A 23,236-nucleotide genomic window follows, 5' to 3' on the forward strand; every position below is an offset into this window, starting at 1 on the left:
CGCGGTCCCGGCGCCGGGGTTGTACCTGATCGACACCGACGCCGAGGCCCACGGGGCGCAGACCCCGGCCCTGGCCGCCTACGTCGAACGCTGGGCAGCGACCGTGCGCGCCTGCGCCGCCGCCGGAGCCGGCACCCGTCAGGGCACCCTGACGACCTCGTAGTCGACGACGTCCACGCGGGCTCCGGGAGCGTCGAAGAAGGCGCTCCCGGAGCGACGGAACCGTTGCAGGGCAGGGTCGTCGGAGGCGTCGGCGAGCCGGGCGGTCTCGAGGTAGGAACGCCAGCCGTGGGCCCGCAGCGGGTGGGCGGGGTCCTCGCCGGCGTCGCGGGAGACGACGGTGCGCACGGCGGAACCGCGTGCGGCCTGCCCGTCGAGCGCGGGGACGACGTCCCCGGTGTGCTCGAGGGAGACCACCTGGACGCCGTCGGCGACGTCGAGCCCGTCGACGGGTGATCCGGCCGTGAGGACGTGGGTGATGCGGAACTCGCCGGTGACGGCGGGGTCGGCGGCGAGCGAGGCGGCGGTGAGCCCGCCCTGGCTGTGCCCGGCGAGCAGGACCGGCTGGTCGGGGCCGACCCCGGCCCGGCGCAGGGCGGCGACGACCGCGGCCCCGGTGGCGGTGTCCTGCCCGGCGACGGCGCGCAGGTTCGTCGTGAGGTCCATGGGGGTGCCGGTGGCGCCGGGGACCGGGGTCCAGTCCTGGGTGCCGGGGATCTCGACGATCCACGCGACGCGCCCGTCGGCCTGGGTGACGCGTTCGAGCCGGACGCGTCCCGGTGGTGGGGCGCCGGCCGGGGCCAGCCGGCCGCCCACCGAACCGGCCGCGGCGGTGTAGCCGGTGGACTGGTGGGCGACGCCGTCGAGGACCTCGGCGAGCCCGCGCGGGGGGCGGCTCGGGGTGGCGCGGGGCGCGGCCACGGGGCTGACCCGGATCCCGGTCTCCCGGAACAGCGGGGTCACGGCGCCGAGGCTCGTGAGGGCCGCCGCGGCACCGGCGACGTCGCCCACCGGCAGACCCGCGGCGTCCAGGACGTCGGGGACGGCCGCGACGAGCTGCTCGGTGACCTCGGGGTGGGCGGCGAGGAACGACCCCACCCCGGCGACGTCGTCACGGACCCGGTCGTCGACGGCACCGAACTCCGTGCTCGCGGTGCGGGCGAGCGCGTCGAGGTCGAGCCCACCCGTGACGGCCTGCCCGGCGGCGGCGCGCAGCACCCGGTGGTTCGCCTCCTGCAGGCGGTAGGCGGTGTCGGCCGCGAGCGCGGTGGCGGCGACCCCGGCGATCTCGGGGGCGTGCTCGACGACGACCCGGGCGAGGGCCCGGCGGGCCAGGGCCACCACGGCGTCGGCGGCCTCGTCCCCGACGCGGTAGCGCAGCGCGGCGAGCTCGACGTGCCCGGCCAGGGCCAGGACGGCCGCGGCCGCGGCGGTCGCCGAGCCCGCACCGGTGACGACCTGCGCGAGGGCGGTCCCGGCCCGGGCGGCGCTCGCCGGGGCCGGGAGCGCGCTGAGCGGCAGCACGGGGTCGGTCGCGGCGGCCAAGGCGCTCGCGCCGGCGGCGGTCACGGCGGCGGCGACGCCGACGAGCCGGGCCGCGACCGCGTCGAGCTGGTCGGGGTCGGCCGCCAGTCCGGAGTCGATCGTCAGGGGCCCGCTCACCGCAGCGCCCCGGCGCCGGCCAGGGCCGCGGCGTGCGCGTGCAGGCTGCCCGCCGCGTCGTCGCAGCGGGCGGCGAGCCCGCCGACGAGGCGGTCGGCGTCGGTGAGCCGGGCGCGGAACCGGGCGGCGCTCGTGCCCGTCCAGTCGACGTCGCCGGTGGCGGCCAGGCGCCGCCGCGCGGCGCGCACGTCGTCGGCCCCGGCGGCGACCCGGCGCGCCAGCGTCTCGACGTGGGCCTGCCCGAGATCCATGGGGAACCTCCTGATCGGTGGGGTGTGGTGATCGCGACGCTAGGCCGGTCCCGCGCGGGCCCGGGCTGCTCGGTACCCGCCTGTGGACGACACGCCGCAGGACGCCGCTGTGCGGACCGCGGTGACTCGCCGCGCCCGTCGTCCCCAGCGAGGATGGCCCCGTGCCCGAGGTGTTCCGCAAGCGCCAGCCCGGTCCGCTCAGCGCGACGGAGGCCGCGGGTCTGCGCTGGCTCGCGGCGGCCGGCGGGGTGGCCGTCTGCCCGGTGCTCGACGTCGGCCCGGAGCACCTCGTCCTCGAGCGCGTCGTCGAGGTGGGCGCGACACCCGCTGCGGCGGAACGGTTCGGGCGGGACCTGCAGCGGACCCACGCGGCGGGGGCGGAACGCTTCGGCGCCGGCCCGCCCGGCGTCGGTCGGGCGTGGATCGCTACGCTCGACCTCCCCTTGAGCGACGCACCGGTGGCGTGGGGCGAGTTCTACGCCGAACTGCGCCTGCGGCCGTACGTGCGGGCCGCGCGCGACGCGGGCCTGCTGAGCGGGGACGACGCGCAGGTCCTCGACGCCGTCTGCGCCCGGCTGGCCGACGGCGCCGTCCCCGGCGCCGACGCCACCCCCGCCCGGCTGCACGGGGACCTGTGGTCCGGCAACGTGCTGTGGTCGGCCGACGGCGCGGTCGTGATCGACCCGGCCGCGCACGGCGGCCACCCCGAGACGGACCTGGCGATGCTCGCGCTGTTCGGGCTGCCCCACCTCGAGCGGGTGCTCGACGCCTACGCCGAGGCCGCCGCGCTCGCACCGGGGTGGCGCCGGCGGGTCCCGCTGCACCAGCTGCACCCGCTGCTCGTGCACACCGTCCTGTTCGGCGGCGGGTACGCCGGCCAGGCCGTGCGGGCCGCGCGCGAGACGCTGGCCCTGTGATGCCCGAGTACCCGATCGAGGTCGTGCACCTGCTCGTCTCCCCCGAGCACGCCTACTTCGGCCGTCCCCGCGACGGCGCCGCCGACGTCGTCACGCACACCCCGGACGTGGTGGAGGTCGTGGCGGGCAAGGGGATCCGCGGGGACCGGTTCTTCGGCAAGGCCGCGCACATGGACGCCGCCGTGACCTTCCTGGCCATCGAGGCGTGGGAGGCGGTGGCGCACGACCTCGACCTGCCCGGGCTGCCCGACCCGCTGCTCGCGCGCCGCAACCTCGTCGTCCGCGGTGTCGAGCTCGACCCGTTGCGCGGTCACGAGTTCGAGCTCGTCACCGCGGCTGGGTCCGTCACGTTCCACGGTGGGCGGCCCGCCAACCCGTGCGCGTGGATGGACCGCGTGGTGACCGGAGGGGCCCACCGGGCGCTGCGCGGGCGCGGCGGGCTGCGCTGCACGCCCACCACGGACGGTCTCCTCTCGCGCGGGCCCGGGGTGCTGCGCTCCCCCGTCGAGCTCGACCCGGCCCGCGCGGGGGAACCGGTGCTGCGGCGCACGCCGCTGCCCTGAAGTGCGGACCCCGTGGTCACCGCGCAGGGTGTGAGCCATGGTGAAGAAGGGCGATCACGTCGAGTGGAACACCCCCCAGGGCACGACCGAGGGGACGGTGACGGAGAAGAAGACCGACGACTTCGAGCTGTACGGCAAGGAGCGCAAGGCCTCCGAGGACGACCCGCAGCTCGTCGTGGAGAGCGACAAGTCCGGCAAGAAGGCCGCGCACAAGGAGTCCTCGGTCGAGAAGGCCTGACGTCTCCGGGCGGGGGCGGGCTCGTGGGACCATGAGGCACGTGACCGACCTCGTGAGCACTCCCGCCTCCCTCGGAGAACCCGCGCTCGGCCCGCTCGACGGGCGGTACCGCCGTTCGGTGGCGCCGCTGGCCGAGCACCTCTCGGAGGCGGCGCTGAACCGACGCCGCATCCACGTCGAGGTCGAGTGGCTCGTGTTCCTCGGCAGCCACGACGTGGTCCCGGGAGTGCGCCGGCTCACGGCCGACGAGGTCGCGTTCCTGCGGACCCTGCCCCTGGTGTTCGACGCGGACGCCGTCGTCGAGCTGGGCGAGATCGAGCGCGTCACCGTCCACGACGTCAAGGCCGTGGAGTACTGGATCAAGCGCCGTCTCGAGGGGACGTCGCTGGCCGACGTCGCCGAGCTCACGCACCTGTTCTGCACGAGCGAGGACATCAACAACCTCTCCTACGCACTCATGGTCCGCGACGCCGTCGCCCGGGTGTGGCTGCCCGCCGCGACGAGCCTGGTCGACGACGTCGTGCGCATGGCCCACGAGCTGCGCGACCTGCCGATGCTGTCGCGCACCCACGGTCAGCCCGCGACGCCAACGACGCTGGGCAAGGAGCTCGCCGTCCTCGCGCACCGCCTCAAGCGCCAGCTGAAGCGCATCGCCGGGGCCGAGTACCTCGGCAAGTTCAACGGCGCGACGGGCACCTACGCCGCCCACCGCGCCGCCGTCCCCGGCACCGACTGGCCGGCCGTGTCCCGCGAGTTCGTCACGGGCCTGGGCCTGACGTGGAACCCGCTGACCACGCAGATCGAGTCCCACGACTGGCAGGCCGAGCTGTACGCCGACGTCGCGCGCTTCGGCCGGGTGCTGCACAACCTGTGCACCGACGTGTGGACGTACATCTCCTACGGGTTCTTCGCCCAGGTCCGCGGGCAGGGCACGGTCGGTTCCTCGACGATGCCGCACAAGGTGAACCCCATCCGGTTCGAGAACGCCGAGGCGAACCTCGAGGTCTCCGGCGGGTTGTTCCGCGTGCTGGAGGAGACCCTCACGACGTCGCGGATGCAGCGCGACCTCACCGACTCCTCGATGCAGCGCAACATCGGTGTCGCGTTCGGGCACTCGCTGCTGGCCATCGAGAACGCCCAGCGCGGGCTCGCGGGCCTCGACGCGGTGCCCGCGGCCCTGGCCGCCGACCTGGACCAGAACTGGGAGGTCCTCGGCGAGGCCGTCCAGTCCGTCATGCGCGTGCACGGGCTGCCCGAACCCTACGAGCGCCTCAAGGAACTGACCCGCGGCCGCAAGGTCGACCAGGCCAAGCTGCAGGAGTTCGTCGCGGGTCTCGGCCTGCCCGAGGGCGAAGCGGCGCGGTTGTCGCTGCTGACCCCGGGCGACTACGTGGGCGACGCCGCGCAGCTCGTCGACGTCCTCGACGAGGACTGAGCGGTGCGCGCGGTCCTCGTCACCGAGTTCGGCGGAACCCCCGTCCTGGCCGACGTCGAGGACCCCGCGCCCGCCCCGCACGGCGTGGTCGTCGCCGTCGAGGCGACCGGCGTGTGCCGCAGCGACTGGCACGCCTGGCAGGGCCACGACGACGACGTGACCCTCCCCCACGTCCCCGGTCACGAACTCGCCGGGACCGTCGTCGCCGTGGGTGCCGACGTCCGGAACTGGTCGGTGGGGCGGCGTGTCACGACCCCCTTCGTCACCGCCTGCGGCGTCTGCCCGGAGTGCGCGGCGGGCGCGCAGCAGGTGTGCCGGAACCAGACCCAGCCGGGTTTCACCGGCTGGGGCTCCTTCGCCGAGCTCGTCGCCCTCGACCACGCCGACGTGAACCTCGTCGCCCTGCCGGAGGGTTTCGCCGCGTCCACCGCCGCGGCCCTCGGGTGCCGGGTCGCGACGGCGTTCCGCGCCGTCACCGACGTCGCGGCCGTCAAGCCCGGGGAGTTCGTCGCCGTCCACGGCGCCGGCGGGGTCGGGTTGTCGGCCGTCGCGATCGCCGCCGCGGCCGGGGCCCGGGTCGTCGCCGTCGACCCCTCCGAGGCCGCGCGGGACCTCGCACTGGCCTTCGGGGCCGAGCACGCCGTGGCCACCGACGTCGTCGAGACCGTCCGGGAACTCACCCGCGGCGGCGCGCACGTCTCGATCGACGCCGTCGGGCTGCCCGTGACGTGCGAGAACTCGGTGCGGTCCCTGCGCCGCCGCGGCCGGCACGTGCAGGTCGGGCTGCTGCCCGCCGCCGCCGGGCGGCCCGCAGTGCCGATGGACCTCGTCATCGCCCACGAGCTGCAGGTGCTGGGTTCGCACGGCATGGCCGCCCACGACTACCCGCGCCTGCTGGACCTCGTGGGTTCCGGGCGGTTCCCGCTGGCCGACCTCGTGACGCGGGAACTGCCGCTGGAGGCCGGCCCCCGAGCGCTCGCGGAGGTCGCCGACGCCACCACGGCGGGGATCACCGTCCTGCGTCCCTGACGCCGCTGAGCACCCGCATCGCCTCCTCCTCCCGGTCGGCGAGGTCGCGCAGGACCTCGGCCGCGCGCACGAGGTGACGGGCCTCGCCCGTGGCGGCGGCGGTGGCGAGGTGCTGCGAGACCTCCGTCCACCGCTGCGCGACCGTCGCGTACACCCGCTCGGCGCGGCGCAGGTCGTCGCCACCGCCGGCCTCCCCGAGCAGCACCGCGCACTCGGCGAGGAAGTCTCGGTACAGGACGCGGAAGAACCCTCCCCCGGTCCCGCCGCGTTCCATGAGCTCGGCCACGGCGGCGATCCCACCGGCCGGGTCGTCCCCCCGCTCGAACCACCCCGGTACCCGCGTCGCGGCCGTCCGGATCCCGCGGTGCCCGAGGTTCGCGATCGGCGGGTCCAGGAAGGCGTGGGCGGTCGCGCGCACGGCCTCGCCGACGACGTCGCGCACCGGCGGCACCTCGCCGTCCCGCGTGAGGGTGAAGGACAGGTTCCGGGCCGTCATCGGTCCCCGCGCGCCGCGCGCCCGCTCCAGGCTCGCGCCCGACGTCGTGACCGGGCCCCCCTGCTGGGCGGTGTCGACGAGGTGGACCGACGTCTCGTCGTAGCCGTGCGCCGCGACGACGTGCCCGCCGAAGTGGACCTTCGTCGTGAAGTGGTCCAGGTGGTAGCAGTCCAGCTGCAGCCCCACGGGCCGGCCGGCGTCCAGCGCCGTGACGAGGTTCCGCCAGGCCGTCCGCGGCGAGGTCGTCTCCCGCTCCTGCAGCCGCAGACCCAGCCTCGCGGCCAGGACGCGGGTGATGGTCATCGGCTTGCTCCGCCCCCCGAGGAACGGGAACGGCAGGTTCTTCGCGTCCCAGAGCACGAACCCCAGGCCCTGCCCGAGCCCGAACCGCAGCGGCTCGGACAGCTCGATCCCCTCGTGGCGCAGCAGGACGCCGAGGGCCGTGGTCTCGCAGTGCCGCCCCGCGTCGGGGGACACCTCCAGGAGGATCACCCCTGCCCCCGCACCGGCCACGCGATCTCCGTCCGGTGGGCGTGCGCCGGGACCCCGGCACCGGGTGCCACGAGGTGCAGTTCCTCCGCGGGGCCGTCCAGGACCCGGCCCTGGTCGTCGGTCCAGCGCCCCAGCGAGCGGCAGGCCGCCTCGACACCGTCGTACCCGCCCTCGTGGACCGTCGCGGCGAGCAGACCCGCGGGCAGTTCCCCCGCCTCCACCGGCCCGGACGGGAGGGGGCCCCGGTCCACGGGGACGGACAGCTCCTCGGACAGCTCCTCGGACGGCTCCTCGTCGAGGTCGTCCCCGAGGTAGCGGGCCCCCGGCGGCCCCGCGGGGGTCAGTCCCTGCGCGGCCACCTCCGTGGACGGGCGCGCGACGCCGGGCCTGAGGTGCCCGGCCAGACCCGGCAGCGACGGGCCGTCCAGGGCGGACCCCAGCTGCGCCGCGACCACCGCCGGCTCCCGCAGCCGCCGGATCAGCCCCGCCCGGGCGAACCGGTCCACGCCGCACTCCGGTACCCCGCCGAGGGGGCGGTCGAGGCCGGGACGAGCAGCCCCGGGCCGTCGTCGGCGCGCGGCGCGCGGACGGACGACCGGATCGCCCGCGCGAAGACCCCGGTGGACGTCAGCTGCATCGTGTTCGCCTCACGGGCTCAGCGTCGGGCCTGCCCCAGGAGGAGGGTCGAGCCCGCGCGGGCGCCGTAACCTGCCCGACGTGGAGATCGCGATCGCCCTCGTGGCGCTGACGGTCGGGGTGTGCGTGGTCGCCGCCGCCTGCGACCGGTTCGGGTGGCCGACACCCCTCGTCCTCGTCGTCGTGGGCGCCGTCGTCGCCCTCGTCCCGGCGGTGCCCGAGGTCACCCTCGGGCCCGAGCTCGTGCTCAACGGCCTGCTGCCCCCGCTGCTGTACGCGGCCACGGCGCAGACCTCGCTCGTCGACTTCACCCGCAACAAGACCGCCACCCTCCTGCTGTCGGTGGTCCTCGTCGTCTTCACCACGCTGACCGTGGGCTGGGCGACGGCGTGGCTCCTGCCCGGGGTCGCGCTGGCGGCGTGCGTGGCGCTGGGTGCCGTCGTCGCCCCGCCGGACGCCGTGGCCGCCACCGCCATCGGCCGACGCGTCGGGCTGCCGCGCCGGGTCGCGACGATGCTGGAGGAGGAGAGCCTGCTCAACGACGCCTCCGCCCTCATCGCGCTCGCCGCGGCCACGTCGGCCCTGACGACCGAGCTGTCGCCCTGGCACATCGGCGGGGAGTTCCTGCTGGCCGTCGCGGGGGCGCTCGCCGTCGGCGCGGTGGTGGCCGCGGTCCTCGTGGTGGTGCGCCGCCGGATCCACGACCCGGTGCTGGACACGGCGCTGTCGTTCGTGGCGCCCTACCTGGCGTTCCTGCCCGCCGAGGCCGTCCACGCCTCCGGGGTCCTCGCGGTCGTCACGACGGGCCTGGCGATGGCGCACTTCTCCCCGAAGGTCCAGACGGCCGCGTCCCGCGTCGCGGAGACCCTGAACTGGCGCACGGTCGCGTTCCTGCTGGAGAACGCCGTGTTCCTGCTCATCGGGCTGCAGTTCCCGCTGCTGCTGCGCGGGGCCGCCGACAGCGGGTTCTCCGGGGGCCGGGTCCTGGCGTTCTGCCTCACAGTCCTCGTCGCCACGATCGCCGCCCGGTTCGTCTTCGTCTTCGGCGCGGCCGGGGTGTTCCGCGCGATCCCGCGGCTGCGCCCGAAGGCGTGGTCGTTCGGGGTGTCGTTCCTGCTGTCCTGGGCCGGGATGCGCGGGGTGGTGACGCTGGCGGCGGCCCAGCTCATCCCCGAGGGCACCCCGGGACGCGACGTCCTGCTGCTGGCGGCGTTCACCGTCGTGGTCGGCACCCTGCTCGTGCAGGGCCTGACCCTGCCCGCCGTCGTGCGCCGCCTCGGGCTGCCCGGCCCGGACCCGGCCGAGGACGCGCTGGCGTGCGCGGCCCTGGGCGACGCCGCCGCCCAGGCGGGGACGCGGCGGCTCGACGAGCTCCTCACCGGCGACGAGCCCCGGCACGTGGTGATGCAGCTGCGGGGCAGGTCCAAGGCGCGTTCGCACGCCGCGTGGGAGCGGCTCGGGCGGCCGCTGTCGGACGTCATGACCCCCTCGGCGGTGTACTCGCGGCTGCGCCAGGAGATGCTCACCGCCGAGCGCGGGGTGGTCGTCGAGGCCCGCGACCGCGGCACCGCCGCACCCGACGTGCTGCGCAAGGCCCTGTCCGACATCGACTTCGAGGAGGCGCTGCTGGGCCGCCTGGAGGACCTGGACCCGCTGGACGCCGAACGCCGCCTGGCCCCCCGGCACGGCGGGACCTGCGACCACCTGCGCACGGCCGGGACCCGCGACGACGCCACCGACCGCTGGGGCGAACCGCCCGTGGAGTGCGCCGAGTGCGTCGCGGCCGGGGTCGCCTGGGTGCACCTGCGGACCTGCCTGGCGTGCGGGTACACGGGCTGCTGCGACTCCTCCGAGCTGCGCCACTCCCGCGCCCACTTCACCGAGTCCGCCCACCCGGCGATGGTCAGCGCCGAACCCGGCGAGGCGTGGCGGTGGTGCTGGGTGGACGAGCAGCTCGGCTGAGCCCGTCGGGCCGGGACGCGCACGACCCGCCTGTCCGGGCGAGACTGACCCGGTGCCGTTCTACGCCGACACGCCCGCCCGCCGGACCCGCCAGCTGACCGCCGACGCGGTCTGCGCGCTGCTGGTGGTCCTCGCCGCCCTGGCCGGGCGGGCGGTCCGGTCGGCGGTCTCCGCGGTGGCCGACCCGGCCCGCCGGTTCGCCGAGGGGTCGACGTCGCTGTCCGCGCAGCTGCACGACGCCGGGACGGCGGTGGCCCGCACCCCGCTGGTCGGCGACGACGTCGCGGCCGTGCTGGACCGCTCCGCCGGCAGCGCCGCCTCGCTGGCCCGGGCGGCGGGTGAGCAGCAGGACGCGGTGCTGCGGCTGGCCGCGACGCTGGGGCTGCTGACGGCCCTCGTGCCGATCGCCGTCGTCGTCCTCGTGCGCGCCGTCCAGCGGGTGCGGTGGGCGCGGCGCGTGCGGGACGTCCGGGCGCTGACGGGCTCGGCGGCCGGCGAGCGCGTGCTGGCCCTGCGGGCGTTGCAGCACCGGCCCTCCCGGGCCCTGCTGGGCGTGGACGCCGACCCCGCGGGGGCGTGGCGCGCGGACGACGACCGCGTCGTGCGGGCGCTGGCGGACCTGGAACTGGCCGCTCTGGGCGTGCGCCGGGCCGGCCGCGTCACTGGATCGCGGACGTGAGCCGCGCGAGGTTCTCCTTGATGACCTGCCCGCGCGAGCGGGCCAGCCACTGCCCCAGGGTCAGTTCCGTGCACTTGGCCCGGTAGCCGTCCTCGACGCGGCGCAGGTCGTCGGAGAACTCGCGCCCGCACACCATGAGCGTCAGTTCCAGGTCGAGCAGGAACGAGCGCATGTCCATGTTGGAGGACCCGATGACGGCGACCTCCTCGTCGACGGTCATGTGCTTGGCGTGCAGCACGTACGGCGCCGGGTAGCGGAAGATCCGCACCCCGGCCCGCAGCAGGTTCTCGTAGTAGGAGCACTCCGCGTAGTGCACGAGGGCCTGGTCGCCGAGCTCGGAGACGAACAGCTCGACGTCGACGCCGCGTTCGGCGGCCGTCGTGATGGCCGACAGCATCGACTCGTCGGGCACGAAGTAGGGGCTCGTGATGGAGATGCGCCGCTGCGCGGAGTACAGCAGCGCGTTGAACAGCTTGAGGTTGTTCTCCCCGTCGAACCCGGGGCCGCTCGGGACGACCTGGCACTCCAGCCGGCCGGGGGAACCCACCGGGGAGATCTCGGGGCGCTCGGTCTCCAGGAGCTCGTCGGTCTCGGAGTACCAGTCGGTGATGAACATGGCCTCGACGCCGGAGACGACGGGCCCTTCGAGGCGCACCATGAGGTCCTGCCACTGCAGGCCGCGCTTGATGTTGCCGCGCTTGTTGTAGCTGCGGTCCAGGACGTTCTGCGACCCGAGCCAGGCCACCTCGCCGTCGACCACGAGGAGCTTGCGGTGGTTGCGCAGGTCGGGCCGCTGGTACTTCAGCTTGTGCAGCTGCACGGGCAGCATGGGGTGCCACTCGACGCCGATGTCGTCGAGGTACCGGATCGTCTTGCGGTAGCCGGGGTAGCGCAGGGACCCCACGTGGTCCAGCAGGAGGCGGACCTTCACGCCGCGGTCCACGGCCTTCTCCAGCGCCGTGAAGAACGGTTCGCTCGTCGGGTCCCGGGTCATGATGTAGAACTCGACGTGCACGTACTCGCGGGCACCGTCGATCGTCCTGGCCATGGCGAGGATCGCCTCGTCGTACTCCCCGCACAGGTCCGCGGAGTTCCCGCCCACGAGCGGCATCGCCCCGAGGTTGCGGTTGAGCTCGACGATCCCGGCCATCCACGGCGGCCACGGGTGGTCGGCCGAGACGAGGTCCATGCCCTTCGTCGAGGACAGGATGAGCTCGTTGATCTCCCGCTGCTTGCGCCGGCGGGCGCGCGGCAGCTTGGGGTTGCCGATGAGCAGGAACGCGACGACCCCCACGTAGGGGATGAAGAAGATCGCCAGCAACCAGGCCAGCGCGGAGCTCGGCCGCCGGTTGACGGGCACGACGGCGATGGCCGTCAGGCGCACCACGAGGTCGACCACGAGCAGGACGATCGCGGAGACCGTGATCGAGGGGACCCAGTCGGGCAGCCAGTCCACGCTTCGCTCAGATCTCGACGGTGCCGCGGGACGTCTCGAACGTCACCGAGCGCAGGCCGGTGGCGCGCGGGCTGCCCACGACGTCGAGCCACGTGAACTCCACCCGGTCGGAGGTGAACTCCGGCGGCAGCCCCAGCCACTGGCGCACGCGGGAACGCTGCCCGGCGATCGTCAGCCCGGCCAGCCGCGTCCCCCCGGCCAGGGACAGCGCCGACGGGTGCTGGGTGTCCGTGCCGTCCCAGGAGATGAGCAACGGCAGCTGCGGTTCGCTGCGCAGCGCGGGGGCGCCGATCTGGCGCCAGCGCAGCTCCACCCCGTCGGGGCGGCGGCGGACGCCCTCCTCGACGTCCTCGCCGAGCCGGTCGCGGTAGCTGTCCAGGTCGTCGACCGTCACGGCCCACGCGAACCAGCCCCCGCCGGCCTCGCTGCGCTCGCGCACGGCCCGGCCGAAGAGGGCCTTGTCCGCCACGGGGTGGTCCAGCACCTCGACGACCTCGACGTAGCTGCCCTCGGACAGCGGCAGGACGACGTTGCGGGTGCCGAAGCGGGGGTGCGGGCCGCCGTCGACCACGCGCACGCCGAGCCGCGCCGCGAGGGTCCTGGCGGTCTCCTGCAAACCTTCTGGCCCTGCGGCGAAGCCGACGTGGTCGACACGCATGGGGTTCAGCCTCTCAGGCCCGGCCGGACCCGGACGCCCGGGCCCCGTCCAGGAGCCTGTCGGCGAGCGCCACGACGTCGCCGACGTCGAAGGCGCGCGGCCCCAGGCCGCGCCGCACGGACGTCGCGGCGAGGACCTGCAGGGCCTCGTTGACGGGGGTCGGGACGTCGTGGTCGCGGCCGATCCGGACGATCTCGCCGTTGAGCCAGTCGGTCTCGATGGAGCCGCCGCGGTGCAGGCTCTGCCAGCTGGAGGACCCCAGGCGCTCGGCGCCGGCGACGGGGGCGGCGCCGAAGTCGAGGGCGACGAGCTCGGGCAGGGCCCGGGCGCGGTCGGCGGCGGGGGTCCCGGCGGCGGCGAGGGCGGCTTCGCCCTCGGCGCGCGCGCGGGCGCGCAGGTCGTCCCAGCCGTCGCCGGGACGGCAGACCGCGTCGAGGGCGTTGCCGGTGTTGTCCAGCAGCTTGCCGCGCTTGGCGGCCATGACGTCGTCGCTGACGGTGGCGACGAAGCCGGAGGCGGCGAGGTCGGCGGCGATCCGCTCGACGAGGTCGTCGCGCCCGCCGGGGTAGCGGCCGAGGACCAGGCCGCCGGTGACGGGGGCGCCCTCGGAGACGACGACGCCGGGTTCGAGGTGGCTGGCCGGCATGTACACGCAGGCGCCGACGACGCGGCGGAACCAGCGCAGGGCGAGCCGTTCGCCCTCGACGCCGTTCTGGGCGCACACGACGGGCAGGACGGCCCCGGCGGTGGAGTCCCCGACGGGGGCGGCGGACCACTCGGCGAGCAGGGCGGCGGCGTCCTGGACCTTCACGGCGAGCACGAGGACGTCGTCGGGGTCGAGGTCGACGTCCGCGGGGGAGTTGGCGACGGGGGCGTGCAGCTCGACGGGCCCGGTGGGGGTGAGGAGCCGCAACCCCTTGTCGCGCAGCCGGTCGGCGTGGGCACCACGGGCGACGAGCACGACTTCGTGGCCGTGCTGCCCGAGGCGGCCCCCGATGGTCCCGCCGATGGCCCCTGCCCCGATGACGACGTAGCGCACCGACGCAGTCAAGCACCTACCCGGGACCGGGACCCGGTGGGCGCCGCGCCGGACCGCGGCGCCCGGGCGCGCGGTGAGGTGCCTCACCCGCCCACGACCCGTCCGGTGCAGCCGGACGGGGTCGGTGGACCGTGGCGCGCGTGGACGTCCGGGTGTGCTTCGTGGGGGACTCGTTCGTGGCCGGGGTCGGCGACCCCGGGCACCTGGGGTGGACGGGGCGGGTCGCGGTCCGCACGCCGTTCCCGCTGACCCGGTACGTCCTGGGGGTCCGGCGCGAGACGAGCGCGCAGGTCGCGCGGCGGTGGCGGGCCGAGTGCGGTCCACGGCTGCCGGCGGGGTCGCGCAACGCGGTGGTCCTCTCGTTCGGGGTGAACGACACGACCCTCGAGGACGGCCGGCCCCGGGTCCGGCCGCAGGAGTCGGTGGCGACCCTGGACGGGGTGCTGCGGGAGGTCCCGTGGCCGGTGCTGGTGGTGGGTCCGCCCGCGGTCGACGACGAGGCCCAGAACGAGCGGTCGGCGGTCCTGGACGCCGGGTTCGCCCGGGTCTGCGCCGCGGCGGGGGTCGCGTACGTCCCGGTGCTGGAGCACCTGCGCGCGGACGCGGTGTGGCGCCGGGAGGTCCGCGACGGCGACGGCGCGCACCCGGCCGCGGCCGGGTACGAGCGGCTCGCGCGCCTGGTCGAACCCGCCTGGCGCGGCTTCGTGCACAGGCTCGCGGACGGCTGAGGCTGGGGACGACCGGGGGTGGCGGGCCGGTCGTGTCCGGGGGCGGTGGCAGCATCGACGTCATGCCCTCCCAGTCGCCCGCGCTCACCGAGACGATCGACCGCACCGCCCTGCGCGTCGAGGCCGAGGAGGTCCTGCGCCGCCTGGTCGGCAGCCCGGACGCCTCCTTGCGCGAGGACCAGTGGACGGCGATCGAGGCGCTGGTCGCCGACCGCCGCCGGGCGCTCGTCGTGCAGCGCACGGGGTGGGGCAAGTCGGCGGTGTACTTCGTGGCGACGGCCCTGCTGCGCGCCCGCGGCGCCGGGCCGACGGTGATCGTCTCGCCGCTGCTGGCGCTGATGCGCAACCAGGTCGCCGCGGCCGAACGCGCGGGGGTCCGTGCGGTGACGGTGAACTCGACGAACTCCGAGGACTGGGGGCGGGTCTACGACGAGGTGCGCGCCGGCGCGGTCGACGTCCTGCTCGTCTCCCCCGAACGCCTCAACAACCCGGGGTTCCGCGACGAGGTGCTGCCGCAGCTGGCGGCGACGACGGGGTTGCTGGTGGTCGACGAGGCGCACTGCGTCTCGGACTGGGGTCACGACTTCCGCCCGGACTACCGGCGCATCCGCACGCTGCTGGCGGACCTGCCCGACGGGATCCCGGTGCTGGCGACGACGGCGACGGCGAACGCGCGCGTGACGGCCGACGTCGCCGAGCAGTTGTCGGTGACGGGCACGCGCACCCTGGAGGACGTGCTGGTGCTGCGCGGTTCCCTGGACCGCGAGTCGCTGCGGCTGGCCGTGGTGCGGCTGCCGTCGCACGCCCACCGGCTGGCCTGGCTCGTGGAGCACCTGCCGGAACTGCCCGGGTCGGGGATCGTCTACGTCCTGACGGTCTCGGCCGCGACGGACGTGGCGCAGCACCTGCGCGCGCACGGCGTCGAGGCCGTCCCGTACTCCGGGCAGACGGAGGCCGCCGAGCGCCTGCAGGCCGAGGACGACCTCGTGAACGACCGGATCAAGGTGCTCGTCGCCACGAGCGCACTCGGGATGGGTTTCGACAAGCCCGACCTGGGTTTCGTCGTGCACCTGGGGGCACCGAGCTCCCCCATCGCCTACTACCAGCAGGTCGGCCGCGCCGGTCGCGGCATCGACGAGGCCGAGGTGGTGCTGCTGCCGGGCGCGGAGGACCGCGACATCTGGCGGTACTTCGCCTCCATCGGCTTCCCCGCCGAGGACGACGTGCGGCTCGCGCTGAGCGTCCTGGCCGACGCCGGGGAGCCGTTGTCGACGCAGGCCCTGGAGTCGCGGGTCACGCTGCGCCGCAACCGGTTGGAGATGATGCTGAAGGTCCTCGACGTCGACGGCGCGGTGCGGCGGGTGCGGGGCGGCTGGCAGGCGACGGGCCGGGAGTGGGCCTACGACACCGAACGCTACGCCCGGGTCGGCCAGACGCGGGAGGTCGAGCAGCAGGCGATGGTCGACTACGTCGCCACGACGGGGTGCCGGCTGGAGTTCCTGCGCCGCGCCCTCGACGACCCGGACGCGGCCCCCTGCGGCCGGTGCGACAACTGCGGTGGTTTCGAGGTCCCGCGCGGGGTGGACGACGCGGCCGTCGCGCAGGCCGGGGAGGACCTGAACCGCCCCGGCGTCCCGCTGGAGCCGAAGAAGGTGTGGCCCACGGGCATGACGTCGCTCGACGTCTCCCTGTCCGGGCGCATCGCCCCCGCCGAGCAACCCGGCGTCGGCCGGGCGGTCGCCCGGGTGACCGACCTCGGCTGGGGCGGCGCCGTGCGCGAGCTGTTCGCCGCGGGGGTCCCGGACGGCGAGACCCCCGTCGCGTTGCGGCACGCCGCGGCCGCGGTCCTGGACGACTGGGCCCGCGACCTGGGCCTCGACGGGATCGTCGCGATGTGCTCGGCGTCGCGGCCGCAGCTGGTCTCGCACCTGGCCGGTGGCCTGGCCCGGTACACGGGCCTGCCGCTGGTGACGACGTTCCGGTTGCTGGACGACTCCCCGACGCGCACGGACGTGAACTCCGCGCACCGGCTGGCGCAGGTGGCCCGGCGCTTCGACCTGCCCGACCCGGACCTGGTCCAGGACCGCAAGCTGCTGCTCGTCGACGACCGGGTCCGCAGCGGGTGGACGTTGACGGTGGCCGCGCGGCAGCTGCGGCGGGCCGGGGCCGACGACGTGTTCCCGTTCGTGCTGGCCGCCGGTGAGTGAGAGCGGGTGATCAGCCGCCGAGCGCGAGGGCCGCGGACAGCGCCGGCCCGGCCAGGCGGGACGCGCTGCGCCGCGGCAGGTCCGCGATCCACCCGGCGAGCCGCGGCAGCCCGTGCGCGGCCCCCGCGGTCACGGCCCGGGCGGTGAACAACGCCGCGAGCGGGTGGGTGTCGAGCGCGCTGTGGCCGATCCCGGCGATCGGGACGAGCACGCCGTCGGGCAGCAGGGAGGTCAGGCGCTCGGCGACGGGCCGGGGTGTCTGCAGGTCCCGCTCGCCCGACAGGACCACCGTGGGCCAGGAGAAGCGCGGGAGTTCGGCCGGCAGGTCGAAGGGTTCACCCCGGTAGAGGGGCCGGCCCGGGGCGGCCAGCGCCACCTGCGGGTCCAGCGGCGACCCGTCCGGTGGCAACCCGTAACCCAGCTGGCCGTAGGCGATGCCGTCGACGAGGTCGGGTTCGGTGACGAACCGCAGACCGCCGCGGGTCCCGGCCCCGAGGTCGGCCAGTCGCCGCCACAGCCGCGTCCGGCCCCGCTCCCGGGCGGCGAGCAGCCGGCTGAGGACCCGCGGGCCGCAGAGCTCGTAGACGGCCGGGACGACGACGGCGAGTTCGCGCGCGGGCGCCGCTGACGTGCGGACGGCCCTCGACAAGGCGTCGTCCCCGTCCCACAACCGTTCCCGCCGGAACGCCCGGACCAGCGGCAGGTCGCCGGCGACCGACAGGACCGGGGAGTCCAGGACCATCCCCGCGACCCGCTGCGGGTGCCGCACCCCGAAACCCTGCGCCACGTAGGTGCCGTAGGAACTGCCGAGGACCACTGCCCGCTCGACGCCGAGGTCGTCGAGCACCGCGGCGAGGTCGTCGACGACGTCCTCGACCGTGACGTCACCGGGTTCCAGGTCCCGGCCCCGGTCGTCGTGCCGAGACAGGCCGATCCCGCGGTGCTCCACCATCACCACGTCCACCCCGCGGGCCGAGGCCGTCGCGCGGAACCGCGCGTACGGCAGCACGGACGCCATGCCCGGGCCGCCGGGGACGACGACGAGCGGGACCGGCGTGACGGGTCCGCTGCGGACGTGGGCCAGGGGCAGCGTCCCGCCACCGCGCAACGGCCGGTCGACCCGGCGCACCGCCCTCACGGAACCGCCCGACGGCCGGCCCCCGGGCGCGAGGTGTGCCCCCGGCCCGGTGCGGGGCGCGGGGAGGGCGGGAGGTGTGCCTCGCGCGGGGTCACGGACGGCTCAGCGGGCCACGAGCGCCGGGGAGAACCGCGGGGGCGCGGGTTCGCCCCGCGCCACGTCGAGCAGGGTGCGGCCGACCGCGGGCGCGAACTTGAAACCCTGCCCGGAGAAACCCGCCCCGACGGCCCAGGCCCCGCTGCGGGCCAGCACGAAGTCCGCGGTGTCGGTGGAGGTGTACGTGCAGCTGATCGGGACGGCCGAGTCCGCGTCGACACCCGGCAGCCACTCCCGCGCGTACCGCTGCAGCGCGGCGAGCTGGACCGGGTCGGGCCGGTACGTCCGGGCGTCGGGGTCGGTGACCGGGCCCGTGCCGTGCCAGCCGGCCTTGACGCCCTCACCGGGGGTGAGCATCCCGTAGACGGGGCTGTACCAGTAGGCGTCACCCGGTTCGCCGGGATCGGGGGTGTGGTTGAAGCTCGGCCACGAGAACTCCCCGGCGCGGGGGGCGAAGTGGGCGGGTTGCTCCTGGGTGACGACGAGGCGCGGCAACCCGATCCGCGCCGAGAGCAGCTTCTCGCTCCACGCCCCCACGGTCACCACCCCGTACCGCCCGCGGAACTCCCCCGCGTCGGTCACGACGAGGGCCGTCCCGGCGTCGGTGACGACGTCCCGCACGGCTGTGGAGTACCGGAACTGCGCGCCGCGCGCCGTCGCGACGTCGCGGAAGGCGGCGAGGGCGTCGGCGGCGCGGACCCGCCCGGCGTCGGGGACGAGGAGGACCTCGGTGCGGAACCGCATCCCCGCCCACCGTTCGGCGGCCGCCGCCGGGTGGAGGAAGGAGTGCGCGATCCCCCGGCGCCGCAACGCCTCCGCCGTGGTCCGCAGGGAGGGGTCGAACCCGTGGTTGACGAGCCCGACGAGGTCGAGCAGGACCCGGCCGGACGCCTCCTGCAGCTCGTCCCACAGGCCGCGGGCCTCCAGGACGAGGTCGAGGTGGTCGTCGGTCGCGTAGGCGGTGTTGAAGTTCCGGGTGGCCCCGTGGGAGGCGCCCCGGGTGTGACCGGCCTCGAACCGCTCCAGCAGCAGGACCGACAGGCCCTGCCGGGTCGCGGCCCACGCCGCGGCGGAGCCCATGACCCCGCCCCCCACGACGATCACGTCGGCGTCGAACCTCATGGTGTGCCTGCCCCCGTCCGACGACCGTGGGCGGATGCTACCGCCGGGGTGGACGGCGACGGGCGCCCCCCGAGGTCCGCCCGCCGCACGCCCGGACCGGCCGGGACCCCGGCTCCGGGCTCTCGACACCGCGACCCGCGGCCCTGCCCGCAGCCTGCCTGGCCCGGGCGCCCGTCCGCATCCGACGCAGGGGTGGTCCCGGGCCGCCCCACCCCCTCCGTCGGGAGGGGCCGAGGCGGCCGTCCGTCCTGCGATGCTGGACCGGTGTCAGGTGCGGGGTCGAGCGTCCGGGTCCTCGTGGTCGACGACGAAGCGCTCGTGCGGTCGGGGCTGACCGCCATCCTGGAGTCCGCCCCCGACGTCACCGTGGTCGCCGCCGTCGACGGCCCCGCCGCCCTGGAGACCCTCGCCGGGTTCCGCGTCGACGTCGTCCTGCTCGACGTCCGGATGCCCCGGGTGGACGGCATGGCGGTCCTGGCCGGCCTGGACCGGCTGCCCCGCCGTCCCGCGGTGGCGATGCTCACGACGTTCCACGCCGACGAGCAGGTCGCCGCCGCCCTGGCCGCCGGCGCCGACGGGTACCTGCTGAAGGACACCGACCCCGACCAGCTGATCACCCACGTGCGGGCCCTGGCGCGCGGGGCGTCCGTCCTGTCCTCGGGGGTCACCGCCGCCGTCGTGGAGGGTTTCCTGCGCTCGCGCAGCTCCGCGTCGGCGCGCGGGGCCCTCGCCCGGTTGACGCCCCGGGAGCGCGACGTCCTGGTGCTGGTGGCGCGCGGCGCCCAGAACGCCGAGATCGCGCAGGCGCTGTTCGTCTCGCTGCCCACCGTCAAGGAGCACGTCGGGGCGATCCTCGCGAAGCTGCGGGTGACCAACCGGGTGCAGGCCGCGGTCCTCGCGGTCCGCGCCGGCCTGGTCGACGAGGGCATCGACGACGAGATCCACGAGGGCGTCCACGACGGCATCGACGACGGCGCGGGTGAGGGGTGAGCCGGCTCCGCGGCACCGGGGTGCGCCTGGCGGTGGAGGCGGTGCTCGTCCTGGCCTGCTACCTGGAGGGTTTCCCCAACCAGACGCCGGGGTGGAACCGGCCGTTCGTGCTCTCGGTGCTGGCCCTGGTCGCCGTCGTCGGCCGCCGGGGGTCCCCGCTGGTCGCGTTCCTCCTCGGCGCCCCCGCGCTGGGCTGGGCGCAGAGCTCCCTGGCCCCGGCCGTCCTCGCGTACACCCTCGCCAGCCGGGAACGGCGCGGGCGCGTCGTCTTGGCGGCGCTGACGGTCGCGCTCGCGGTGGACTCCTACCCCCTGCTCGACCTGCGACCCGGCATGTGGCGGGCCGACGTCTCGACGCTGCTCGAACTGGCGGCGCTGCTCGGCGGGGCCGCGGCCCTGGGCGCGTTCCGGGCCGCCCGGGCCGAGGTCGGCCGCCGCCTGGACGAACTGCTGCAGGCCCGCGAGCGCGAGACGCGGCTCGTCGACGCGGTCGCCCGCACCGAGGAACGCACGCGCCTGGCCCGGGAGATGCACGACGCGGTCTCCCACCACGTGTCCCTCATCGCCCTGCAGGCCGGCGCCCTGCGGGTCGGCGCCCCCTCCCCGCAGGTCCGGTCGGCGGCCGAGCAGATCAGGGTCCTGGCCGTGCGGACCACCGACGAGCTGCGGCAGATGCTCGCGGCCCTGCGGGCCCCCGGCGGTCAGCCGCTGCAGGCCCCCGGGCGGCTCGTGGACCTGCCGGGGCTGTGGGCCGGCAGCGGTCTGCACGGCAGTCTGGAGTTCGCCCCGGAGCTGGCCGACGACCTGCCCGACCCGTTGCAGCGCACGTTGTTCAGCATCGCGCAGGAAGGTCTGGCCAACGCCGCCCGGCACGCGCCGGGAGCCCGGGTCCACCTCCGTCTCGAACGACGCCGGCGGCGGGTCTCGATCCGCGTCGAGAACAGCGCCCCCACCGGAGCGGTCACCCACGGCGGCGGGACGGGGCACGGGCTGCTCGGGGTCCGGGAACGGGTGGCCGCCGCCCGCGGCACGGTGCGCTTCGGCCCGACCCCCGACGGCGGGTTCTACCTCGTGGCCGACCTGCCGGCCCCCGTCCCGGCGGACCTCACCTCGGACGAGACCCCGCGCTGAGCCCCCGGTCTCCACCCTGGGACGGAGGCACCCGGTCCCGCCGGTGGAGGCCCCGGCGCGCCCGGGACGGCGACGATGACGGGGTGACCCCCGCCACCCTCAGCCGCCCCCGCTCCACCGCCGCCCGCGCGACCGCCTCCGTCGGGGTCTGCACGGCCGGTTTCGTCCTCGGTGGCGCGACGTCGTTCGCACAGGGGTTCCTCCCGTCCGCGGTCGCCTCGTTCGCGAACTCCTCCAGCGGGTGGACCCTGGTGACGGTGCTGCTCGTCGCGGCCGCCCGCGTCGGGCCCGCCCTGTCCGCCGTCCTGGGGGCGGCGAGCTTCGTGCTGCTGACCGTCGGGTACAGCGCCGCCTCGGCCCTGCGCGGCCTGACGTACGACCCGACGCTGTTCGCCGTCGTCGGCCTCGTCGTCGGTCCCGTCGTGGGGCTCGCGACGGCCTGGCTGCGCACCCGCGACGTGCGGGCCGCGCTGGGGACGGCCGCGCTGGCGGGCATCGGGCTCGGCGAGGCCGCGTACGGGCTGACCGCCGTCGCCGCCAGCACGAGTCCCGTCTACTGGGTGCTGATGGGCTGCGCCGCAGTCACTCTGCTGGTCTCCACGGCCCGCCGGGTCCGCAGCCGGCGCGACGCCGTCCTCGCGGTCGTGCTGACGGTGGTCGTGGCCGGCGCCTTCCTCCTCGCCTACCAGGGCCTGCTGAACTGACGACCGACCGGCGGTGGGCCCCTCACACGGCCGGGAACCACTCCGTCGGTTCCGGCCCGTCGCTGCCGGCCGCGTACGTCTCCAGGGGGACCTCGTCGGCCTTCCACGCCGCGATCACCGGCGCCAGGATCCGCCAGCAGTCCTCGGCGGTGTCCCCGCGCACCGACAGCAGCGGGTCCCCGTCCAGCACCCCGGCCAGCACCTCGCCGTAGGCGGGCAGCCGGGAGTCGGCCAGCTGCGCCGTCAGCGTCGCCTCCTCGAGGTCGAACGGGTCCCCCTCGGCGTTGACCGTGAGGTCCAGGTTCACCGTGTCGGGTTTGAACCCCAGCCGCAGCCGCGTCGGGGCCGGGTTCCCCTTCAGGCCCGTCATGAGGTGCGGGACGGGTTTGTACGTGATGACGGCCTCCTTGCGGGCCCGCCCCAGCGCCTTGCCCGAGCGCAACCGGAACGGCACGCCCGCCCACCGCCACGTGTCGACGTGCAGCACCACCTCGGCGAGGGTCTCCGTCTGCCGCGCGGGGTCCACCCCGTCCTCGAAGGTGTAGTCCGGCAGGTCCCGGTCCCCGATCCGGCCCGCCGTGTACCGGGCCCGGCGGCTCGCCTCGGCGGGCGGGCCGGCCAGCCGGGTCGCCCGCAGCAGCTGCGCCTTGCGGTCGCGGAACTCCCGCTCGTCCAGCGACGACGGCGCGTCCATCGTGAGCACGGACAGCACCTGCAGCAGGTGGCTCTGGATCATGTCGACGAGGGCGCCGGCGTGGTCGTAGTACCGGGCCCGGCCCTCCAGCGCGAGGTCCTCGTCGTAGAACACGTCCACCCGTTCCACGTGCGCGGCGTTCCACGTCGGTTCGAAGAGCCGGTTGGCGAAGCGCACCCCCAGGGTTCCCAGCACCGTCGAGGTCCCCAGGAAGTGGTCGACGCGGTGCACGTGCTGCTCGGGCACGAGCCGGGCGACGACCTCGTTGAGGTGGTGCGCCGACGCCTCGTCGGAGCCGAAGGGCTTCTCCATCACCAGCCGGGTGCTCTCGGGCAGGTCCCGGCCCACCAGCCCCTCGCAGGCCTTCGCCGTGATCGCCGGGGGCAGCGCGAAGTAGGCCGCCACGGGCGCGGTGCACGAGTGCAGCAGGTCCAGCAGGGCGTCGGGGTCGGTCACGTCGACCTTCGCGTACCGGCTGCCGTCGCGCACCGCCCGCGCCGCGCCGTCGTCCTCGGCGGGGTCCGCGCCGTGGTCGGAGAACGCCTCGGTCACCACCTCGCGCCAGTGCGCGTCGTCCCAGTCCTCCGCCCCGGCCCCGACGAGCTGGAGGGAGGACCCGTGCCCGTGGGTCGCGTCCTCGCTGCGTCCTGAGACCAGCAACCGGGCCAGCCCGGGCAGCAGCAGGCGGGAGGCGAGGTCACCGCTCGCGCCGAGGACGAGCAGCGTCGCGACGGGGTCACCGCCGGAGTGCCCGTCCTGACTGGCCCCGGCGGCACCGTGGCCACCGGGCTGGGGGTGCTGGTCGGCGTCGCTCACGGGCCCCACCTTGCCGAGGCGCCGCCGTCCACGCACGGCGAGCCGACGCGCACGCCGTTGACGCGCTCCGACCGGCCGGTGTACCCAGGAGGACCCGG

The 23,236-nt window shown here is 75.8% G+C and carries 22 protein-coding genes; 12 read left to right on the forward strand and 10 right to left on the reverse strand.

The annotated features are described in order from the left end of the window. Positions 1-138: 138 nt before the first annotated feature. Complete coding sequence (locus CLV37_RS23610) at positions 139-1,662, reverse strand: alpha/beta hydrolase family protein (RefSeq protein ID WP_106215166.1); 1,524 nt, start codon at positions 1,660-1,662, stop codon at positions 139-141. Beyond that, positions 1,659-1,913 carry a hypothetical protein gene (locus CLV37_RS23615; RefSeq protein WP_106215168.1) on the reverse strand — a complete coding sequence of 85 codons (255 nt, stop codon included), beginning with the start codon at positions 1,911-1,913 and terminating at the stop codon, positions 1,659-1,661. Before CLV37_RS23615 ends, CLV37_RS23610 begins: the two co-directional genes overlap by 4 nt. A gap of 161 nt (positions 1,914-2,074) precedes the next feature. On the opposite strand from CLV37_RS23615, the gene CLV37_RS23620 reads away from it, so the two are divergent. The 5 genes from CLV37_RS23620 to CLV37_RS23640 are packed head-to-tail and all read left to right on the forward strand — an operon-like array spanning position 2,075 to position 6,095. Continuing rightward, complete coding sequence (locus CLV37_RS23620) at positions 2,075-2,830, forward strand: fructosamine kinase family protein (RefSeq protein WP_106215170.1); 756 nt, start codon at positions 2,075-2,077, stop codon at positions 2,828-2,830. Then, positions 2,830-3,393 (forward strand): molybdenum cofactor biosysynthesis protein, encoded by a 564-nt coding sequence (locus CLV37_RS23625; RefSeq protein WP_106215306.1) that lies wholly within the window; start codon positions 2,830-2,832, stop codon positions 3,391-3,393. The genes CLV37_RS23620 and CLV37_RS23625 overlap by 1 nt, the downstream gene beginning before the upstream one ends. A 37-nt stretch (positions 3,394-3,430) precedes the next feature. Beyond that, the gene (locus CLV37_RS23630) at positions 3,431-3,631 is read left to right on the forward strand and encodes a hypervirulence associated TUDOR domain-containing protein (RefSeq protein ID WP_106215172.1); all 201 of its coding nucleotides are present in this window, start codon (positions 3,431-3,433) and stop codon (positions 3,629-3,631) included. Between the two features lie 31 nt (positions 3,632-3,662). After that, positions 3,663-5,066, forward strand: a complete 1,404-nt coding sequence (gene purB, locus CLV37_RS23635) for an adenylosuccinate lyase (protein ID WP_106215174.1) — start codon at positions 3,663-3,665, stop codon at positions 5,064-5,066. A 3-nt stretch (positions 5,067-5,069) separates the two neighbouring features. Further along, complete coding sequence (locus CLV37_RS23640) at positions 5,070-6,095, forward strand: zinc-binding dehydrogenase (protein WP_106215176.1); 1,026 nt, start codon at positions 5,070-5,072, stop codon at positions 6,093-6,095. On the opposite strand, the gene CLV37_RS23645 is transcribed toward CLV37_RS23640, so the two are convergent. Continuing rightward, positions 6,076-7,083, reverse strand: a complete 1,008-nt coding sequence (locus CLV37_RS23645; protein ID WP_106215307.1) for a BtrH N-terminal domain-containing protein — start codon at positions 7,081-7,083, stop codon at positions 6,076-6,078. The two genes, CLV37_RS23640 and CLV37_RS23645, sit on opposite strands and share 20 nt — an antisense overlap. Further along, entirely contained in the window at positions 7,080-7,589 is a 510-nt protein-coding gene (locus CLV37_RS23650; protein WP_211298895.1) for a GyrI-like domain-containing protein, read from the reverse strand. Before CLV37_RS23650 ends, CLV37_RS23645 begins: the two co-directional genes overlap by 4 nt. Positions 7,590-7,800: 211 nt before the next feature. Between CLV37_RS23650 and CLV37_RS23655 the strand changes: the two genes are divergently transcribed. Continuing rightward, on the forward strand, positions 7,801-9,681 hold the full coding sequence (locus CLV37_RS23655) for a cation:proton antiporter domain-containing protein (RefSeq protein ID WP_106215178.1): 1,881 nt from the start codon (positions 7,801-7,803) through the stop codon (positions 9,679-9,681). A 52-nt stretch (positions 9,682-9,733) separates the two neighbouring features. Further along, the gene (locus CLV37_RS23660; RefSeq protein ID WP_106215180.1) at positions 9,734-10,360 is read left to right on the forward strand and encodes a hypothetical protein; all 627 of its coding nucleotides are present in this window, start codon (positions 9,734-9,736) and stop codon (positions 10,358-10,360) included. Here the strand turns inward: CLV37_RS23660 and cls are convergent. The 3 genes from cls to CLV37_RS23675 are packed head-to-tail and all read right to left on the reverse strand — an operon-like array spanning position 10,341 to position 13,513. Continuing rightward, a complete protein-coding gene (cls, locus tag CLV37_RS23665) occupies positions 10,341-11,816 on the reverse strand; it encodes a cardiolipin synthase (RefSeq protein ID WP_106215182.1) in 1,476 nt (491 codons plus the stop codon). The two genes, CLV37_RS23660 and cls, sit on opposite strands and share 20 nt — an antisense overlap. Before the next feature lie 7 nt (positions 11,817-11,823). Next, entirely contained in the window at positions 11,824-12,474 is a 651-nt protein-coding gene (locus tag CLV37_RS23670) for a VOC family protein (RefSeq protein WP_106215184.1), read from the reverse strand. Positions 12,475-12,487: 13 nt separating this feature from the next. Beyond that, positions 12,488-13,513 (reverse strand): ketopantoate reductase family protein, encoded by a 1,026-nt coding sequence (locus CLV37_RS23675; RefSeq protein ID WP_211298896.1) that lies wholly within the window; start codon positions 13,511-13,513, stop codon positions 12,488-12,490. 140 nt (positions 13,514-13,653) lie between these two features. On the opposite strand from CLV37_RS23675, the gene CLV37_RS23680 reads away from it, so the two are divergent. Then, positions 13,654-14,241, forward strand: coding sequence for a DUF459 domain-containing protein (locus CLV37_RS23680; RefSeq protein ID WP_211298897.1), 588 nt, complete (start codon positions 13,654-13,656; stop codon positions 14,239-14,241). 62 nt (positions 14,242-14,303) lie between these two features. Continuing rightward, complete coding sequence (locus CLV37_RS23685) at positions 14,304-16,448, forward strand: RecQ family ATP-dependent DNA helicase (RefSeq protein WP_245885770.1); 2,145 nt, start codon at positions 14,304-14,306, stop codon at positions 16,446-16,448. A 10-nt stretch (positions 16,449-16,458) separates the two neighbouring features. Here the strand turns inward: CLV37_RS23685 and CLV37_RS23690 are convergent, their stop codons facing one another. Together CLV37_RS23690 and CLV37_RS23695 are read right to left on the reverse strand one after the other, a co-directional pair. Next, on the reverse strand, positions 16,459-17,577 hold the full coding sequence (locus CLV37_RS23690) for an alpha/beta hydrolase (RefSeq protein ID WP_106215188.1): 1,119 nt from the start codon (positions 17,575-17,577) through the stop codon (positions 16,459-16,461). A 111-nt stretch (positions 17,578-17,688) separates the two neighbouring features. Further along, on the reverse strand, positions 17,689-18,804 hold the full coding sequence (locus CLV37_RS23695) for an FAD-dependent oxidoreductase (protein ID WP_106215190.1): 1,116 nt from the start codon (positions 18,802-18,804) through the stop codon (positions 17,689-17,691). A 264-nt stretch (positions 18,805-19,068) separates the two neighbouring features. On the opposite strand from CLV37_RS23695, the gene CLV37_RS23700 reads away from it, so the two are divergent. From CLV37_RS23700 to CLV37_RS23710, 3 genes are all read left to right on the forward strand, one after another. Continuing rightward, positions 19,069-19,794, forward strand: coding sequence for a response regulator (locus CLV37_RS23700; protein WP_211298899.1), 726 nt, complete (start codon positions 19,069-19,071; stop codon positions 19,792-19,794). Then, positions 19,791-20,924 carry a sensor histidine kinase gene (locus tag CLV37_RS23705; RefSeq protein ID WP_106215194.1) on the forward strand — a complete coding sequence of 378 codons (1,134 nt, stop codon included), beginning with the start codon at positions 19,791-19,793 and terminating at the stop codon, positions 20,922-20,924. Before CLV37_RS23700 ends, CLV37_RS23705 begins: the two co-directional genes overlap by 4 nt. Positions 20,925-21,007: 83 nt before the next feature. Continuing rightward, positions 21,008-21,628, forward strand: a complete 621-nt coding sequence (locus CLV37_RS23710; protein ID WP_211298900.1) for a DUF6518 family protein — start codon at positions 21,008-21,010, stop codon at positions 21,626-21,628. Between the two features lie 22 nt (positions 21,629-21,650). Here the strand turns inward: CLV37_RS23710 and CLV37_RS23715 are convergent, their stop codons facing one another. Then, positions 21,651-23,138 carry a glucose-6-phosphate dehydrogenase gene (locus CLV37_RS23715; RefSeq protein WP_106215196.1) on the reverse strand — a complete coding sequence of 496 codons (1,488 nt, stop codon included), beginning with the start codon at positions 23,136-23,138 and terminating at the stop codon, positions 21,651-21,653. Positions 23,139-23,236: the final 98 nt, after the last annotated feature.

The sequence above is a fragment of the Kineococcus rhizosphaerae genome, assembly GCF_003002055.1.
Taxonomy (GTDB): Bacteria; Actinomycetota; Actinomycetes; order Actinomycetales; family Kineococcaceae; genus Kineococcus; species Kineococcus rhizosphaerae.